The organism is Bacillus sp. NPDC094106, assembly GCF_044764345.1.
Lineage (GTDB): Bacteria > Bacillota > Bacilli > Bacillales > Bacillaceae_G > Bacillus_A.
On sequence record NZ_JBIWHY010000003.1, the window covers coordinates 208,514 to 223,130 of the forward strand.

Consider the following 14,617-nt stretch of genomic DNA (forward strand, 5'->3'; position numbering starts at 1 on the left):
ATGACAAAACTACATACTTTATACGCTGTCTTTTATACACTTCAATTAAGGGGTGGAACGAGATGGCTGGTATTATTTTCGCTACGATTATAAGCATAGGATTACCGCTGACTGCACTGCTATATGCATGTTGTAAGAAACAATATATTCCATTTGTATTAGGTGTACTAGCATTTGTTGCATCGCAAGTTTTGATCCGCATACCAGTACTAAAATATTTAGGAAAACATAGCACAGCCTATTCAATGTTTAGTGCCATGCAACCTGTTTTATTTGCTGTAGTTATTGGTTTATCGGCAGGTATTTTTGAAGAACTGGCTCGTTTTATCACTATGCGCTTTTTTATGAAGCAACGAGATTGGCAGTCCGGATTTTTATTCGGAGCAGGGCATGGTGGTATCGAAGCAGTGTTACTTCTCGGTAGTAGTGCGGTGTTCTTATTGTTCTCACCAACCGCTATCGCATACAGTGATGCCTATTTTATCGGTGGTATGGAACGTTTCTTTGCAATGTTATTGCATATAGGGCTTTCGATTATTGTATTACAAGGCGTTGTGCGAAAGAGGTTTCTTTATGTTGTGCTCGCAATTATGATTCATGGGGTTGTAGATGCACTAGTTGGTATTTTACCGTTATATGTGCCGAAAGACAGTATGCTGCTTGTTGCAGAAGTTACGCTAGCGGTTATTGCGTTAGCTGTTTTCAATTATAGTTTATGGATAAAAAGAAAGGGAGTATTACGATGAAGAGAATTTTATTAACGATGCTAAGTGCTATGGTAGTGTTTGCCCTTGTAGCATGCGGTAGCAACAAAGTGGATGAAAAGGCCTCGAAAAAATATATCACGAAGGCTGAAGAAATCGTGTCATTATTAAATGAAGGTAAGTATAACGAAGTACACGCAAAGTTTGATAATCAAATGAAAGCAGGATTACCAGAAGATAAAATGAAAGAGCTTACTCCTCTTATCGAGAAATCTGGTAAATTCGAAAAGATTGATAAATCTTCAGTCGAAGAAAAAGATGGGATGTATGTCGTTATTCTTGTTGCGAAATACAGTAAAGAAAATCGCGTTTTCACAGTGAGCTTTAACGATAAAGAAGAAGTGGCGGGGTTATTCATTAAATAGGCTCTATATAAATACAAATTGAAGAACCAACATAAACCCTTTCTTTTTAGGTGGGAAAGAGCATCCAGCCATGCATAGAAGCGGTCAGACCCTCTTCCTGCCCCACGCCAAGTTAAAACAAAGAGAAAGAACGAGCGCAGGTCACTTTTTGTTCTTCATAGCCGCGACTTATATGTTGGAAAATCAAAATGGATATATATACATCAATTAAAAAACAACACCCTACCCTATTTTTAGATGAGAGAGAGCATCTGTCCATGCATAGAAGCGGTCAGGGCCCTTTTATCGACAATAGTTACCCTGAGAACATGACAAATAATTAAAGCACGGACAATTTCCCCGTGCTTTTCCAAACATATATTTTATTTCGGAAGATTTAGTTGCCATGAGACACCGAACCGATGGTGTGTACTTACCCTAACTGGCGTTTAAATGCTTTACTGGCGAAGAAGTAAGCGATGATCATGATGCCGACGCACCAAGCAAGCGCGATCCAGATATCGTTGCCAACAGACCCTTCATACAAGAGGGCACGAATCGCATTCACGATTGAAGTCACAGGCTGGTTTTCAGCGAACGCACGGACAATTTTAGGCATGGTTTCGGTGGGGACAAAGGCCGAACTGATAAACGGCAGGAAAACCAGCGGGTACGAGTAGGCTGTCGCCCCTTCCATAGATCCCGCTGTCAATCCGGGAATGACAGCCAGCCATGTCAGCGCCAGCGTAAACAGCCCAAGTATCCCAGCTACCGCGAGCCAATCTAGGATATCAGCGCTGGAACGGAAGCCCATCAAGAGTGCGACGAGGATAACTACCACGACAGTAAGCGCATTGGAAACAAGCGAGGTCAACACGTGAGCCCACAATACCGACGAGCGCTTGATGGGCATGGTAATGAAACGCGCCATCAGCCCGCTCTTTACATCCGTAAACAGCCGCACGGAAGTGTAAGCGACTCCGGATGCGATAGCCATCAGCAAGATTCCTGGCAATAAATAATTGACGTAGTTTTCCGTACCTGTCTTTATGGCGCCGCCAAATACGTAGACAAACAGCAACATCATCATAATCGGCGTAATCGCCACCGTGATAATCGTATCCGGGCTACGCATGATGTTGCGCATTAAACGCCCTAGTAATACCCCTGTTTTGCTTTTCATTTACCTCTCCTCCTTTTTGCCGATGATCGCGAGGAAAATTTCCTCTAATGTCGGTTGTTTCTCGATGTATTCCACTTTCGCTGGCGGGAACATCTCTTTGAGTTCGGTAAGGGTACCGGTCGTAATGATTTTTCCGCCATGCAGGATGGCAATACGGTCCGCCAGTTGTTCGGCTTCTTCCAGGTACTGGGTCGTCAGCAAGATGGTTGTGCCGCCGCCGACAAGTTCCTTGACGGTATCCCAGACTTCAATCCGCGCTTCAGGGTCAAGCCCTGTCGTCGGTTCGTCGAGAAAAATGACTGCTGGCGTCCCGATCAGGCTCATGGCGATGTCAAGCCGGCGCTTCATCCCGCCGGAATATTTGTCTGCCCTGCGGTTGGCCGCATCGGTCAGGCTGAATTTTGCAAGCAAATTGTCGGCGACTTGAGCGGGATTGGAAACTCCACGCAACTTGGCGATCATCATCAGGTTTTCTCGCCCGGTGAGCATGCCGTCTAAAGCTGCGAACTGCCCTGTCAGGCTAATGCTCTGGCGAGCATGATCCGGTTGATGCTGGACGTCAAAGCCGCAAATATCTACTTCACCGCCATCAGGCTTCATCAGCGTCGAGAGGATGTTGACCGTCGTCGTCTTGCCCGCTCCATTTGAGCCCAGCAGTGCGAAAATTTCGCCACGCTGCACCTCAAAATCCACCCCCTTTAAGACTTCCTTGTCTTTAAAGGATTTTTTTAACCCTTTTACAGAAATCGCTGCATTGCTCATACTTTTTTCCTCCTTATAAAAAGCACTTTGCGGAACTAGATTGCCTATACCCTTCTATTTAGTCTGACTGATAATCTGTATTACTTATTACCGGGTTAAAAATATAACTGAATAGCGAAGGCGGCAATTTTCATTTGTAACCAGCTAATCAGTCGGTATTATCTATTGAATTTATTTTTTTCTCAATTGCTTCATGATACTCTGATTCAAATCTTCACGATACTTAGCAACATAGGTTTTAGCGTTTGCCACTAGTTCGTCAGCAAAGGACGCCACGTCGTCCCCAGTGATTTCCAGCACTTGTCTACCTTCCGCCGCACCGGCTTCGAACAACTCGATTAATTCATACTGTATGTGTAGCATATCCATCCCGTTGCCCGCTGAGAAATTCCACATGTAGTTTTGAATCTTCTTAAATACAAACTGGTAGTCCTCTGGCAGGACTCCAACCCGTGCCATCATCATTTTGTATTCTTTTTTATCACCAATCATTTTTTTGAACATTTCCAACATGTTATTTTTCCTCCTTTTTTATAAAGCTGAACAAGACCCTCCAAAAATATCGGATGGAATATCTTATGAAGCTAGATTGACTTCAAGACATTAATTTTTGATGATACAAAATCCCATTTTTTCCAAAACAATTCAAGTTCCTGGCGGCCAGCCTCATTAAGTGAGTAAAACTTGCGGGGCGGCCCCATATCTGACGGTTTCTTTTCTATATTCACAAGTTTTTTCTTTTCTAATCGCACTAGGATGGTATAGACCGTCCCTTCCACGACTTCGGTAAACCCAAGCTCGTTCAGGCGGCGGGTAATTTCGTAGCCATAGGTTTCATGGCGGCTGATGATTTCCAGCACGCAGCCTTCCAGCGAACCCTTCAGCATTTCAGTTAAATTTTCCATGTTCTGAGCCTCCTCTACCCCCTCTATTTTGTCTGACTTATATTCAGTATAACAGAGTACTAAGGGAAATTTTTACTGAATAGCTTTTGGGAAAACACGCTATTCAGTATTGCTTATTACATGTATATCGTATCACCGAGTAGCAAGGGTGTCAACTGGATTTTCTAACTATTTTTAAAACCAGCTACCCTCTTATAATCATAGTACAGTTAACTTAAAAACATCGTGACTTTATTTCAAACCAACAGCAATCTTTTTTTACAACCTGACAATTCCTCAAAGAATTGTCAGGTTGGTTAGATAAATATTTTTATATAAATATTCCGTTCTAAACGTTTAACTGAGAAAATTTAAATGCCAGTAGTTGTAAGTACGAGATTGAAAAGACGCCAAATTGGCTTGGAGCCATGTTTAACGATTCAGGATTGGAGTCCATGTTTTTTGTTGTATTCTAGCTCTTTTGCTCCTCGATGGGCCATTATACAGCATATGATGCAGCAAACAGTTGCTGCTAGTAATACATAGAAACCACCATCCCATCCTACCTTGTCGACCATTACTCCAAAGAGAGTAGTACCTAAAGATGCACCTAGAATGTAACTCATAAAACCTCGTAAACCAACTGCAGAGCCAACAGCGAAGGATGGAACTACCTCCATAGTTTGTACTGAAGCTAGAAACTGTGGAATGTAAATCAAGCATCCAATAATAGCGGCAAAGATAGTCACCCAATGTAAAGATGTGCTTTGCCAGTAACCAATGATACAGACAAGTATCATTGTCATAGCAATGATTGCTGGCGGCATGCGGCGCCCCTTGAATAATTTATCTGATAGATAACCAGCCAGAAGAGTAGAAGGAATAGCTGCCCATTCAAAGAATAAAAAGGCGACGCTCATCTCTTCTTTAGTGAAATGTTTCACATGTAATAAATAAATAGGTAACCAGCTTATAATACCGAAACGAACCATGTAAACGAAAACATCTACGAAGGAAACGAACCATGCATTTTTGTTAAATAAAACATAATTCTTGAAAATCTGCCAAGCACTCATGTCTGTTGGCGGTTTTGAATCAGCACTTTGTTTTGTTTTCGAATCGGATTCGTCTTTGACGATTTCGTTTAACGGAGGTAATCCCTCACTTACCGGTGAGCCTTTAATAAGAGTGAGTATTACTAGAGCAATAACAATGGCTATAGCAGCAGGAACTTGGTAGCTTGCCGCTTGCCAGTGATTGGAGCCTAACATAGCAAAACTCATACCAACGATAGGTGCTACGATACCCCCGCCTATATTGTGAGAAATATTCCATATGGCACCGACAGTTCCCCTTTCCTTACGAGGAAACCAGTTTGCAATCGTAATAAAGCTAGGCCCAACTCCCATTCCTTGAAAGAATCCATTGAAAACAACGAGAATTGCAAACATCCAAAATGCCGTGCTGAATCCCATCATAATATTGACCATAGCACACAGAAGCAAACCAAGCGCCATATAACTTTTAGGATTAGCTTTGTCGGCTAAACTACTCATCAAACCCTTACTAACTCCATAAGCGATAAGCATGCAACTGCTTAATAACCCTACTTCTGTAGCACTAAGGTTGAGATGTTCCTTCAAATAAGGAGTAGATAAGGCAAAATTGTTACGTACTATATAGTAAGCTATGTAACCTAAGAACACCCCTAATAAAGATTGTAGCCGGAAAAGCTTATAGGTTTTTTGAACCTGATCTGGTGCTATTTTTGTAGTAGCGATTTTAGGTTTCAAAAATGAGAACATACTATCTACCTCGATTCTTTACTTTGATTTACAGAAAAAACTTAGATTAGCATGAAATTTAGTATATAAATAGAATGCCAATTTGGTGGAGACGTTTTCAAAAATACTTGTGTTATATCATACCTCCTTTGTTACATTATCTTATATGCCAATTCGTTAAACTATCAGTAAATATCTGATTTTATGTAGGATAAAATAGTAGAGTCTGTCAGAATTTATCTTACAAGCAATATTCATGGCTATATAAATCTGTTTTCATTTTTCAGCATATAAGTCGTTGATATGCAGAACAACATATGCTCCATACTCGCTTTCTCTCTTTGTTTTCTCCTTATATGCTGCAAGAAAAGCCCCTAACCTCTTCTGTTCCTGTACGGATACTCCATTCCTAAAAAGAAAGCGAACGTTTTTTATTTGTATTTACATACTTTCTGTCACAGCTCTGACACGAAAAGTAGTATTGTATACACTCTTCCATAGATTTCGTAGATCTTTCTGAAGTAATATATAAATATAAACTTCAAAAACCCTGAATCAAGCAGGATTCAATTAGGGGATTTTCACATAATACATACAGTGAAACTTCCATAAGAGAGAGATCTTCATCTCACACTTATGGAAAGCTCTCACCAATCCCCACCTGTCTTCTTTGATTCTCTCTCAATATTGAGATGGGGAACCTAAGAATACGGGGATAAATTCCTCGCCTGTAAGAATGGAGGAAAGTATGACAAATTGGTTGCGGCTTTTTTTAATATTGTTTATTACTTTACTTGTAGTAGGATGTCAGCATGAGCGTTCAAGCCCTCAAATTGTTTTCTCCGAATCTGACACCACGCCTATTCGTTCACAAGATGACAAACCCTCTCCTGTACGAATCGCGATTTCAAGTGTGTTATCAAAGGCTGATACAATTATGTACTATAGGAAAATAGCTAACTATATCGGAGAGAAGCTCCATAGACCTGTAATTCTCATTCAGCGCAAGAGTTATAATGAGATTAGTATGTTGATGATGAATGGAGGTGCTGATATAGCCATACTTTCAACAGGAGCATATATTACCTACAGACACGTCGAAGGACTGGAAGCAATCGCCATGCAAGAGAGAATGGGAGTTCCATATTATTATGGTTATGTTGTCGTACACCATAAAAATGAACTATCCAGTATACAGGATTTAAAGGGGAAAAATATTGCTTTTAGCGATCCAAGCAGTTATTCTGGATATATTTTTGTGCGAAAAAAATTAGCTGAATTAAGTGAAACACCAGAGCATTTCTTTAGTCGTTATGTTTTTACATATAATCATGAAAGCTCCCTAAGTGCTGTGATAAATGGGGTTGTTGATGCTGCAGCTGTTGATAGCTTAGTCTTTGAGCGTACCAAACTTAAAAGTCCAGAACTAATTAAGGATTTAAAAATTATTGCAAAAACGGAACCGATTGGTACCGGTCCTGTTGTCATCAACAGTAATTTACCTGATGAAGAGAAGCGAATTATCAAAGAAATTTTCATTTCTATGCACGAACAAGAAATAATAAAACCAGCGTTTCAGGGACTGCTTATTGATCGTTTTGTTCCATTTGAACCAAAGTTATATGAGGGTCACTTATGAAATGGATGAATAAATTACAAATAAACCAAAAGATATTTGGAGCTATATTCGTTTCGCTACTCTTTCTCGCTCTAGTATTGGGAGGTATCATTTGGGAATCACTCACAAAAATCATGACAGAGGACCTAAAAAAACGTGGTGTAAATATTGCCGAAAATATTGCGGCATTGTCCTCGGATTACATTTTGACTGACGATTACTATTCGATTCATCTTCTCATTACCCGAGCACAGGAAGCTAACAAAGATGTACGTTATATACTGGTCATTAACAATAATAATGTCCTTGTCGGAAATACATTCTCCAAACACCTACCGAAAGGAATATTAAACGCACATAAGCCTAATGATATCAATACTGAAAATTACGCTATCCTAACTTCAGATGAAGGAAACATCCATGACATACTTGTTCCAATTGAAGATGGAGATGTAGGATTTGTTAGAGTTGGAATGGCAGAAAAACAGGCGAAAAGCTATATTTTTACTAAAATAATAGAATTGGTTGTTGCTACATTTTTGGTCTGTATGGGAGCGGCAGGTATAGCTTATTATGTGACTCGCATTATTACTCGACCAATTAACAGTTTAGTTGATACAGCAGCAGGCATATCAGCTGGTAATTTATCCTTAAGAGCTAAAGCAGTAGGTGACGATGAAGTTGGAAAACTAGCGCGGGCTTTTAATGAAATGGCTGACAATCTGATTAGTTCTAGGACTGCAGTAGAAAAATTATTGAAGGAACTTCAAGAAAAGGATGCTCTTCGAGATACGTTGATTTTGAAACTATTATCCGCTCATGAGGAGGAGAGAAAAAGAATTTCTCGTGAACTTCATGATGAAACAAGCCAAGCCCTTACTTTTCTAATGGTTACAATGCGTATTTTGGCTAATGAAGCTAAAGATGCCGAGCAACAGGAGCTACTTAATGTAAGTCGAGAAACTGCAGCCGGTATTTTACGAGAAATTAGAGATTTAGCGGTAGAATTAAGGCCACCTATCCTTGATGATATAGGTTTAATTCCCGCATTAAGAAAATACGTAAGAAAGTTTGAAGAAAAATTTGCTCTTACGGTAATTCTACATGCTTCTGATGATGACGTTGCTGCCATAGATAGTCATACTGCTGTAGCACTATACCGAATCGTCCAAGAAAGCCTTACCAATGTAGTGAAACATACAGTAGCGACTGAGATTGTGATTGGCATGGAGATAAGGGATTATTCTATCGAGTTGAACATTCATGATAATGGTCAAGGTATAAATGAGAACGATTTTGAAAAAGCTCGCCAGCAAAATCGAATCGGAATATATGGAATGAAGGAAAGAGCAGAATTACTAGGTGGTTCATTTTTTATTAGAACTCACAATATCGGTGGGACTGAAGTTATGGTGTCGATCCCATTAAAACGGAGAGAAGGGTGTCAAGATGGAAAAGACAATCAACATAATGCTAGTTGATGACCACGCTTTGATGAGAGCGGGTTTAAAACTACTATTACAAAAAAGGCCATCCTTAAAAGTTGTAGGTGAAGCCTCTGATGGATTTGAAGCACTCCGACTTTACGACAATTTAAGGCCCGATATTCTGATATTAGATATATCTTTGCCACGCGTAGATGGAATTCAGGTTCTAACAGAGATTAAATTACGTTATGAACAAGCGAAAGTCATCGTGCTTACCATGCATGAAGATGAGGACTATATAACATTAATCATGAACGCGGGAGCTTCAGGTTACGTCCCTAAAGCAGCTGTAGATGAGGAATTATATAATGCTATTGATTCTGTTATGGATGGGTATATATACCTTCGCCCAAAGGAAATTTCAACTATGCTAAAAAAAATGCAAAACGAAACAGATTCTCGAAATCCGTATGTAATTTTAAGTCCACGTGAACGAGAGGTATTGCAACTTCTTGTTCACGGTTTTTCACTGTCTGAAATTGCTCAAGAATTAACTATCAGTATAAAAACGGTTGATACTCATAAGACGAGAATGTTGAACAAACTTAATCTTTCTAAAAAAAGTGAACTTGTTCAATATGCCATAAAGTATAATTTAATAAATATAACAGGATAACTAAAATAGTTATTTAAAAAGATGATATGGAATTGAGCTTTCATATCATCTTTTAACGTTGTCTAGTATACTGAATGTAAGTTTTTTGATTTTCGTGTATTTTCCTATAACTTATTACAAAATAAGAATGTATAATACATCCTCAAATGATAGAATTATTAACATATTGAAAAATGAAAGGGGTAAAAATAATGGAGACTTGTGCAGATGTTTTAATCGTTATCGATTTACAAAATGGCGTATGTTATAGCGAAGATCATTTATTTGATTTACAAAATTTACTCACTAAAGTAAATAATAGAATTGCCTTATATAGAGAATTACATAAACCAATCATTTTTGTTCAACACTGTGATGAAGAATTAGTACCTGGAGAAGAACTTTGGGCTATTAATGCCAATCTAGATGTTCAAGAACAAGATTTTTTTGTAAGAAAAATACATGCAAATTCTTTTTACAAAACGAACTTAAAAAATCTTTTAGACCAATTAGCTGTACATCGTATTGAATTTTGCGGCGCCCAAACAGAATACTGTATGGATGCTACGATTAAATTTGCTCATGGATTGGGATACGAAAACTTCATGGTACAGAAAGCAACCTCTACTTTGAATAATCCATTTATGTCTGCAAAAGAGACGATTGATTTTTATGAAAATATATGGAACCACCGATTTTTAAAATTGATAGAAGATGAATCTTAGAATGCCAAAAACCCCTAATTTCAATCAAAAAGCAGGGGTTTTTATCATTTTAATAGACTTAGAGAAATGAATAAACTTTTGTTGCTTATTCAAGAAAAACATCCATTTATTTAAATATTTTTTTACAATCTTAAAAATAAAAATTCAATAAACGAACACCCTATTTATATAGTTCATTCTTTTCTTTAAGCACTACACTACATTCTTTCATTCGAGAGCCGACCATTTACGTTTACTCAATTATAAAGTTAATTTCCCGCCATGATAACAATAGTACGTTTCAGCTTTCAGATTTGTAATCTTTTCTAAAGACTGTTTTGCTTTCTCAGCATCTAAACAAAAGTGCGGATTCGCAATGACCAATTCATGGTTCTCATTAACAGCTGCATCACCTGTAATGACACTTTTTAAACTTGGAAAATATAATGAAATATGCCCCGAAGTATGCCCTGGTGTTGCTACTACTCTACATTTATTACCTAAAATCATATCACCATCATGCACCTTTTCATCAATAGAAACATGCTTCAAATTCTTTAATTGCTGCACAAACCATTGACCAAATTCGATTTCTTCATTTGGCATATTTTCTAGCATTTCTTCCGCTTGAACCAATCTTTCTGGTTTCATTTCACCACTAATGTACTTTGATTCCATTTCACTAGCTATAATGTTAATCCAAGAATACTTTTCTTTGAAATCATATAAGGAACCTATATGATCGTCATCATAGTGAGTAATAATTATATTCTTTAAATCGTTCATCTCATATCCGTTTTTTAAAATTTCATTTTCAATTAAAGGTAAAAAATTTGTATACCCTGTATCGACCAATGTTAGTTCATTATTCAATATAATTAAGCTTGGATAAATGGAACTTTTTTGTCCATTAAATTCAAATTCAATTGGCAGTTCTATTATCTTCATCTTTCTTCCTCCATTTTTTATTGAGCCTGTACTTCACTCATTAAAGCATGGGTATTCCCTTCTGTGTCTTTAAAGAATGTCATCCATGTTTCTGTTTGTTCCATTTTCGCTACAATATGTGGTTCATCGATGAAAACAATTCCCTTGCTTAATAGGTCTTCATAAGTCTCTTTCATTTTTTCAACTTGAAAATAGATGACTGAACTAGATTGAGCAAATTCCTCTTTTTCTGCAAGGCTTAAAAATAGACGCAATCCGTTACATTCAAAAAATGCCATGCTGTCCGTATGAAATAGAAGCGATAGCCCCAATTTTTCTTTATAAAAATTAATTGCCCTATCTAAATTTTTAACTGGCACCCCAATTTGCCCGATTTTCTGAATCATAGTAGTTTCCAATGAAAAGCTCCCCTTTCAAATATCATTTCATTCTAAGAATATACGATTACACTTAGTACTTCTTATCCAAAATCACCTTTTTTCGAAATTCAATAGGAGAAACCCCAACATGCTGCTTAAACATTTTGCTAAAAGATACAGGGTTTTGTAATCCTAGTTCAAATGTGATATCAGTCATATTGAAATCTAATTGTGCTAAAAGATTCTTCGCCTTTAAAATTCTAAACTCCGATATATGCTGGTGAGGTGTTTTACCATATATTTGTGAGTATGTTCGTAACAAATGGTTTGGCGACAAACAAGCAATTTGGGCAATTTCATTCAATTTAATGGGTTTATCATAATAAGACCTTATATAATCATGGGCGATACTAATCCTTCTATACAATTCTTCCCGTGTAGAATTACGTATTGCACTTAATGATTCGACTTCTTTCCATGTATTGAAATGTTCCATTAGTATAATTTGCATGAACTTGTGAAATTCTTCCTCATAACCAATTGGATCATTTTCAAGAATAGGTAGATTCTCTTTAAATTTTGTTATTTGAGACAACAAGGTTTTACTTGTATCATAAGTTTTTTCAAAGAATCCGATATCACTCTTATCCTTAAAAGGATCGCTAAGAAGTTTATCGTTTGATTCTCTTAGTGAGTGGAAAATTCCCTCTGCAAATCCATCCTTAAAAAAGATACAAAAAGACTCTACTTCCTTATTTTCATCAATCGAGATGGTATAAGACCCTTCATTAAGAAGTAAATATCTACTTTCTTCGACAGCAAAAAAACCTTTACTTGTCTTGTAATGTGCTTTTCCGTTAGAAAATGTTTTAATGGATAATTGGCCATTCCCTTCCCAGTAAAACTGGTTACTTTTTGCATGTAAAACAAAATTGGTAGAATTTCTATCATTCATCATACCGTCTCCATGAGCATGTAATAACAATTTTCAGATAACTCCATTATACATAATAATGGAAGTTAAGCATAAAATCCTGTTACTTTTTATTCAACAATCAAGCGTGTTTGCTGAATAAGATTAAGTTTATGGTGTCTTAACATAAAAAGTTTTGAATCACTCTTAGTTCAACTAACGAGCAGTTCGACTTAACAAGAAATTGGTTTTTGTCATAAAATATTGAATATTCAAAAAATAGGTAAGGGAGTTGCAAAATGAAATCTAATAAAAAGGTATCTGAAATAATAGATTCAGTAGGAAACTATGAAGATGGATTCGAAGATATAATAGAATTATCCATGGAATGTAAATTCTCTAACTGCACTCATACAACCGAGCCTAACTGTGCGGTAAAAAAAGCAATTTCTGAAGGCGTTCTCTTAGATGACAGATTTAATAACTATTATCGATTTATAAACGAGGCAAAATATGTTTCTGAGCAAAAGAATAAAACTAAGGCTATTGATTATATGAAACAACTGAAACTTTTTCAAAATCGTAGTTAAGGACATACTGGATCGCATAAGGTAACGGCTATCCAACTAAACAAATTAGAGCATTTCCCTATAGAACTAACGCATGCGATAGTTCCATAATGTATTTTAAAGTCGGTTTCCCAATTTGGAAGTCGGCTTTTTTGTTTTTTATAACGAAAGGTGTCATAACTTAACAGTAAGTAGTTCAGTTATTGTGGAGAAAATCTAAAATAACGAGCTACATAACATATTAATTTGCATAGTAAATAATACGCAAAAAAGCTCAAAGTCCCTATGTGACTCTAAGCTTTACTTTTGTATGAGGCTTATTCAATTAAAGCCCCATTAGTGAATTAATTATTTTCAAAAGAAATATTTAATACTCTGAGAAAATAAAACACCAAAAGCAAAAATCGCTAAAACTAAATCAATTAATGCTAACTTCTTATTCCCTTCTTTTAAACTTATGGTAAAACCATAAATACTTCTAACCATCCAAAAAGCCATCAAAAATAACCAACCAAAGTGGTCATTTGTATAGTTTTCATCAAAAAACATTTGGAATGCACCTAAGATTAATAAAATAAGTATGATATTAGTTCCAACCCTTAAAGCTCTATTTGATTTATTATTTTTCAATTTATCATCCTCAAATCAACAATCCCTCTTAAACCATCCTGCTTTTTAGCAGAACGAAGACAATTTTGCTTCTCATTATATTCTAACATAAATTACCTAATCCTTCCATTTCCTTTTTAACACCTCGAATGACCACCAAAATAACGAAGTGACAATAGTTGTGGTCATTTCATTAATTGGTATGCAATTTCACTTGTTAATCCAACAGTGAAAACAGGATAAACTTTTACATATCAATAAAAAAATCGAGTATAAAACCTTTGTGATTTTATACCCGGTTTAACCTGCCATTTATACGGTTTCTCTACGTTATCTGAACTATTTAACTTAAAAGGTAGTTTCAGGAACTGCACACAAACCTATAGATGTTTCCTTTGTACAATATACAAATAATTAATAGTGATTAAAGAGGCTGTCCCGAAAAGTCGTTAAAAAACGACCTTTTGAGACAGCCTCTTAGAACTATAAGGTTAGTCTTTATACATTAAACTTCTTTTAACACCTTAATACCTTTTACTATATTCCAAATGAAATAGTAAATACTTAAGATAAAAGCAATAACAAACGTTCCGATTACTGCAATTCCAAGTGCATTTTCACCTAACGTACTAAATCCAACTGCTCCAGATATAGCAAGACCAATGATGAGTGTTACGAAAGGAATTAGATGTGTCCATAATGCTTTTTTTGCATGATATTTTACTTCTTCTTCTGCTACAAAGTAAATAATGATTGGTAATAGAAACGGTGCAAAGAAGATACTAAAGTAACTTAAAGAAGATAAGATATTATTTGCTTTCATGAGCTTCACCTCTTAAAAATTATTATGATTTCTTATATCCTTATTATCACATTGAAATAGTATATAAACTATCTAATAACCTTACATAAACATGACAGTTTTGTAAGATAGCCCATTTTCAAACGTATCCCGGCTGGACGAAAGTTCCGTTTGTTTCAACTCTTAAGTTGATGGATGTATGGTGCTACCCCAAGTGGTAGTATCAGTATTTCCAAGTTTCGAAGATTCATTGCATAAATCCTCTAGTTTTTGCACCAGAACAAAAAAGAGA

17 protein-coding genes are annotated in these 14,617 nt (G+C 36.6%); 7 read left to right on the plus strand and 10 right to left on the minus strand.

The features are described 5' to 3' along the window. The first annotated feature begins 62 nt into the window (after nt 1–62). Complete coding sequence (locus tag ACIQ7L_RS05770; RefSeq protein WP_400567423.1) at nt 63–746, plus strand: YhfC family glutamic-type intramembrane protease; 684 nt, start codon at nt 63–65, stop codon at nt 744–746. Beyond that, a complete protein-coding gene (locus tag ACIQ7L_RS05775; RefSeq protein WP_400567425.1) occupies nt 743–1,129 on the plus strand; it encodes a DUF3887 domain-containing protein in 387 nt (128 codons plus the stop codon). Before ACIQ7L_RS05770 ends, ACIQ7L_RS05775 begins: the two co-directional genes overlap by 4 nt. 412 nt (nt 1,130–1,541) lie before the next feature. Here ACIQ7L_RS05775 and ACIQ7L_RS05780 read toward each other — a convergent pair whose 3' ends face one another. The 5 genes from ACIQ7L_RS05780 to pgtP form a co-directional block, all read right to left on the minus strand. Next, entirely contained in the window at nt 1,542–2,291 is a 750-nt protein-coding gene (locus tag ACIQ7L_RS05780) for an ABC transporter permease (RefSeq protein WP_400567427.1), read from the minus strand. Beyond that, nucleotides 2,292–3,053 carry an ABC transporter ATP-binding protein gene (locus ACIQ7L_RS05785; protein ID WP_400567429.1) on the minus strand — a complete coding sequence of 254 codons (762 nt, stop codon included), beginning with the start codon at nt 3,051–3,053 and terminating at the stop codon, nt 2,292–2,294. It abuts the gene before it with no gap. 171 nt (nt 3,054–3,224) lie between these two features. Next, a complete protein-coding gene (locus tag ACIQ7L_RS05790) occupies nt 3,225–3,566 on the minus strand; it encodes a DUF1048 domain-containing protein (protein WP_400567430.1) in 342 nt (113 codons plus the stop codon). A 71-nt stretch (nt 3,567–3,637) separates the two neighbouring features. Further along, complete coding sequence (locus tag ACIQ7L_RS05795) at nt 3,638–3,958, minus strand: PadR family transcriptional regulator (RefSeq protein ID WP_016131412.1); 321 nt, start codon at nt 3,956–3,958, stop codon at nt 3,638–3,640. A gap of 419 nt (nt 3,959–4,377) precedes the next feature. After that, entirely contained in the window at nt 4,378–5,742 is a 1,365-nt protein-coding gene (pgtP, locus tag ACIQ7L_RS05800; RefSeq protein ID WP_400567432.1) for a phosphoglycerate transporter PgtP, read from the minus strand. A gap of 727 nt (nt 5,743–6,469) precedes the next feature. Between pgtP and ACIQ7L_RS05805 the strand changes: the two genes are divergently transcribed. From ACIQ7L_RS05805 to ACIQ7L_RS05820, 4 genes are all read left to right on the plus strand, one after another. Then, nucleotides 6,470–7,360, plus strand: a complete 891-nt coding sequence (locus ACIQ7L_RS05805) for a substrate-binding domain-containing protein (protein ID WP_400567434.1) — start codon at nt 6,470–6,472, stop codon at nt 7,358–7,360. Beyond that, nucleotides 7,357–8,820, plus strand: coding sequence for a sensor histidine kinase (locus ACIQ7L_RS05810; protein WP_400567436.1), 1,464 nt, complete (start codon nt 7,357–7,359; stop codon nt 8,818–8,820). Before ACIQ7L_RS05805 ends, ACIQ7L_RS05810 begins: the two co-directional genes overlap by 4 nt. Next, on the plus strand, nt 8,789–9,442 hold the full coding sequence (locus ACIQ7L_RS05815; RefSeq protein ID WP_400567438.1) for a response regulator: 654 nt from the start codon (nt 8,789–8,791) through the stop codon (nt 9,440–9,442). The genes ACIQ7L_RS05810 and ACIQ7L_RS05815 overlap by 32 nt, the downstream gene beginning before the upstream one ends. 191 nt (nt 9,443–9,633) lie before the next feature. Beyond that, a complete protein-coding gene (locus ACIQ7L_RS05820) occupies nt 9,634–10,146 on the plus strand; it encodes a cysteine hydrolase family protein (RefSeq protein WP_097896134.1) in 513 nt (170 codons plus the stop codon). A gap of 240 nt (nt 10,147–10,386) precedes the next feature. Here the strand turns inward: ACIQ7L_RS05820 and ACIQ7L_RS05825 are convergent, their stop codons facing one another. Genes ACIQ7L_RS05825 through ACIQ7L_RS05835 form a run of 3 tightly spaced genes read right to left on the minus strand, consistent with a single transcriptional unit; the run spans nt 10,387 to nt 12,387 of the window. Further along, a complete protein-coding gene (locus ACIQ7L_RS05825; RefSeq protein WP_400567440.1) occupies nt 10,387–11,073 on the minus strand; it encodes an MBL fold metallo-hydrolase in 687 nt (228 codons plus the stop codon). A 17-nt stretch (nt 11,074–11,090) separates the two neighbouring features. After that, nucleotides 11,091–11,471: a VOC family protein gene (locus ACIQ7L_RS05830; protein ID WP_400567442.1), complete on the minus strand. Its 381-nt coding sequence runs from the start codon at nt 11,469–11,471 to the stop codon at nt 11,091–11,093. Between the two features lie 52 nt (nt 11,472–11,523). After that, nucleotides 11,524–12,387 carry a helix-turn-helix domain-containing protein gene (locus tag ACIQ7L_RS05835; RefSeq protein WP_400567444.1) on the minus strand — a complete coding sequence of 288 codons (864 nt, stop codon included), beginning with the start codon at nt 12,385–12,387 and terminating at the stop codon, nt 11,524–11,526. Between the two features lie 257 nt (nt 12,388–12,644). Here ACIQ7L_RS05835 and ACIQ7L_RS05840 point away from each other — a divergent pair, with 257 nt between their 5' ends. Next, nucleotides 12,645–12,935 carry a hypothetical protein gene (locus tag ACIQ7L_RS05840; RefSeq protein ID WP_400567445.1) on the plus strand — a complete coding sequence of 97 codons (291 nt, stop codon included), beginning with the start codon at nt 12,645–12,647 and terminating at the stop codon, nt 12,933–12,935. Nucleotides 12,936–13,268: 333 nt separating this feature from the next. On the opposite strand, the gene ACIQ7L_RS05845 is transcribed toward ACIQ7L_RS05840, so the two are convergent. Together ACIQ7L_RS05845 and ACIQ7L_RS05850 are read right to left on the minus strand one after the other, a co-directional pair. Continuing rightward, on the minus strand, nt 13,269–13,544 hold the full coding sequence (locus ACIQ7L_RS05845; protein WP_400567447.1) for a hypothetical protein: 276 nt from the start codon (nt 13,542–13,544) through the stop codon (nt 13,269–13,271). Nucleotides 13,545–14,028: 484 nt separating this feature from the next. Next, a complete protein-coding gene (locus tag ACIQ7L_RS05850) occupies nt 14,029–14,346 on the minus strand; it encodes a magnetosome magnetite crystal formation protein family (RefSeq protein ID WP_400567449.1) in 318 nt (105 codons plus the stop codon). Nucleotides 14,347–14,617 lie beyond the last annotated feature (271 nt).

Bases quoted from the DNA above. Each gene is read 5' to 3' on its own strand.
- ACIQ7L_RS05825 (WP_400567440.1), bottom strand. From the start codon at position 11,073: ATGAAGATAATAGAACTGCCAATTGAATTTGAATTTAATGGACAAAAA.
- ACIQ7L_RS05780 (WP_400567427.1), bottom strand. From the start codon at position 2,291: ATGAAAAGCAAAACAGGGGTATTACTAGGGCGTTTAATGCGCAACATC.
- ACIQ7L_RS05815 (WP_400567438.1), top strand. From the start codon at position 8,789: ATGGAAAAGACAATCAACATAATGCTAGTTGATGACCACGCTTTGATG.
- ACIQ7L_RS05840 (WP_400567445.1), top strand. From the start codon at position 12,645: ATGAAATCTAATAAAAAGGTATCTGAAATAATAGATTCAGTAGGAAAC.
- ACIQ7L_RS05775 (WP_400567425.1), top strand. From the start codon at position 743: ATGAAGAGAATTTTATTAACGATGCTAAGTGCTATGGTAGTGTTTGCC.
- ACIQ7L_RS05785 (WP_400567429.1), bottom strand. From the start codon at position 3,053: ATGAGCAATGCAGCGATTTCTGTAAAAGGGTTAAAAAAATCCTTTAAA.
- ACIQ7L_RS05810 (WP_400567436.1), top strand. From the start codon at position 7,357: ATGAAATGGATGAATAAATTACAAATAAACCAAAAGATATTTGGAGCT.
- ACIQ7L_RS05850 (WP_400567449.1), bottom strand. From the start codon at position 14,346: ATGAAAGCAAATAATATCTTATCTTCTTTAAGTTACTTTAGTATCTTC.
- ACIQ7L_RS05795 (WP_016131412.1), bottom strand. From the start codon at position 3,958: ATGGAAAATTTAACTGAAATGCTGAAGGGTTCGCTGGAAGGCTGCGTG.
- ACIQ7L_RS05805 (WP_400567434.1), top strand. From the start codon at position 6,470: ATGACAAATTGGTTGCGGCTTTTTTTAATATTGTTTATTACTTTACTT.
- pgtP (WP_400567432.1), bottom strand. From the start codon at position 5,742: ATGTTCTCATTTTTGAAACCTAAAATCGCTACTACAAAAATAGCACCA.
- ACIQ7L_RS05820 (WP_097896134.1), top strand. From the start codon at position 9,634: ATGGAGACTTGTGCAGATGTTTTAATCGTTATCGATTTACAAAATGGC.
- ACIQ7L_RS05835 (WP_400567444.1), bottom strand. From the start codon at position 12,387: ATGAATGATAGAAATTCTACCAATTTTGTTTTACATGCAAAAAGTAAC.
- ACIQ7L_RS05770 (WP_400567423.1), top strand. From the start codon at position 63: ATGGCTGGTATTATTTTCGCTACGATTATAAGCATAGGATTACCGCTG.
- ACIQ7L_RS05790 (WP_400567430.1), bottom strand. From the start codon at position 3,566: ATGTTGGAAATGTTCAAAAAAATGATTGGTGATAAAAAAGAATACAAA.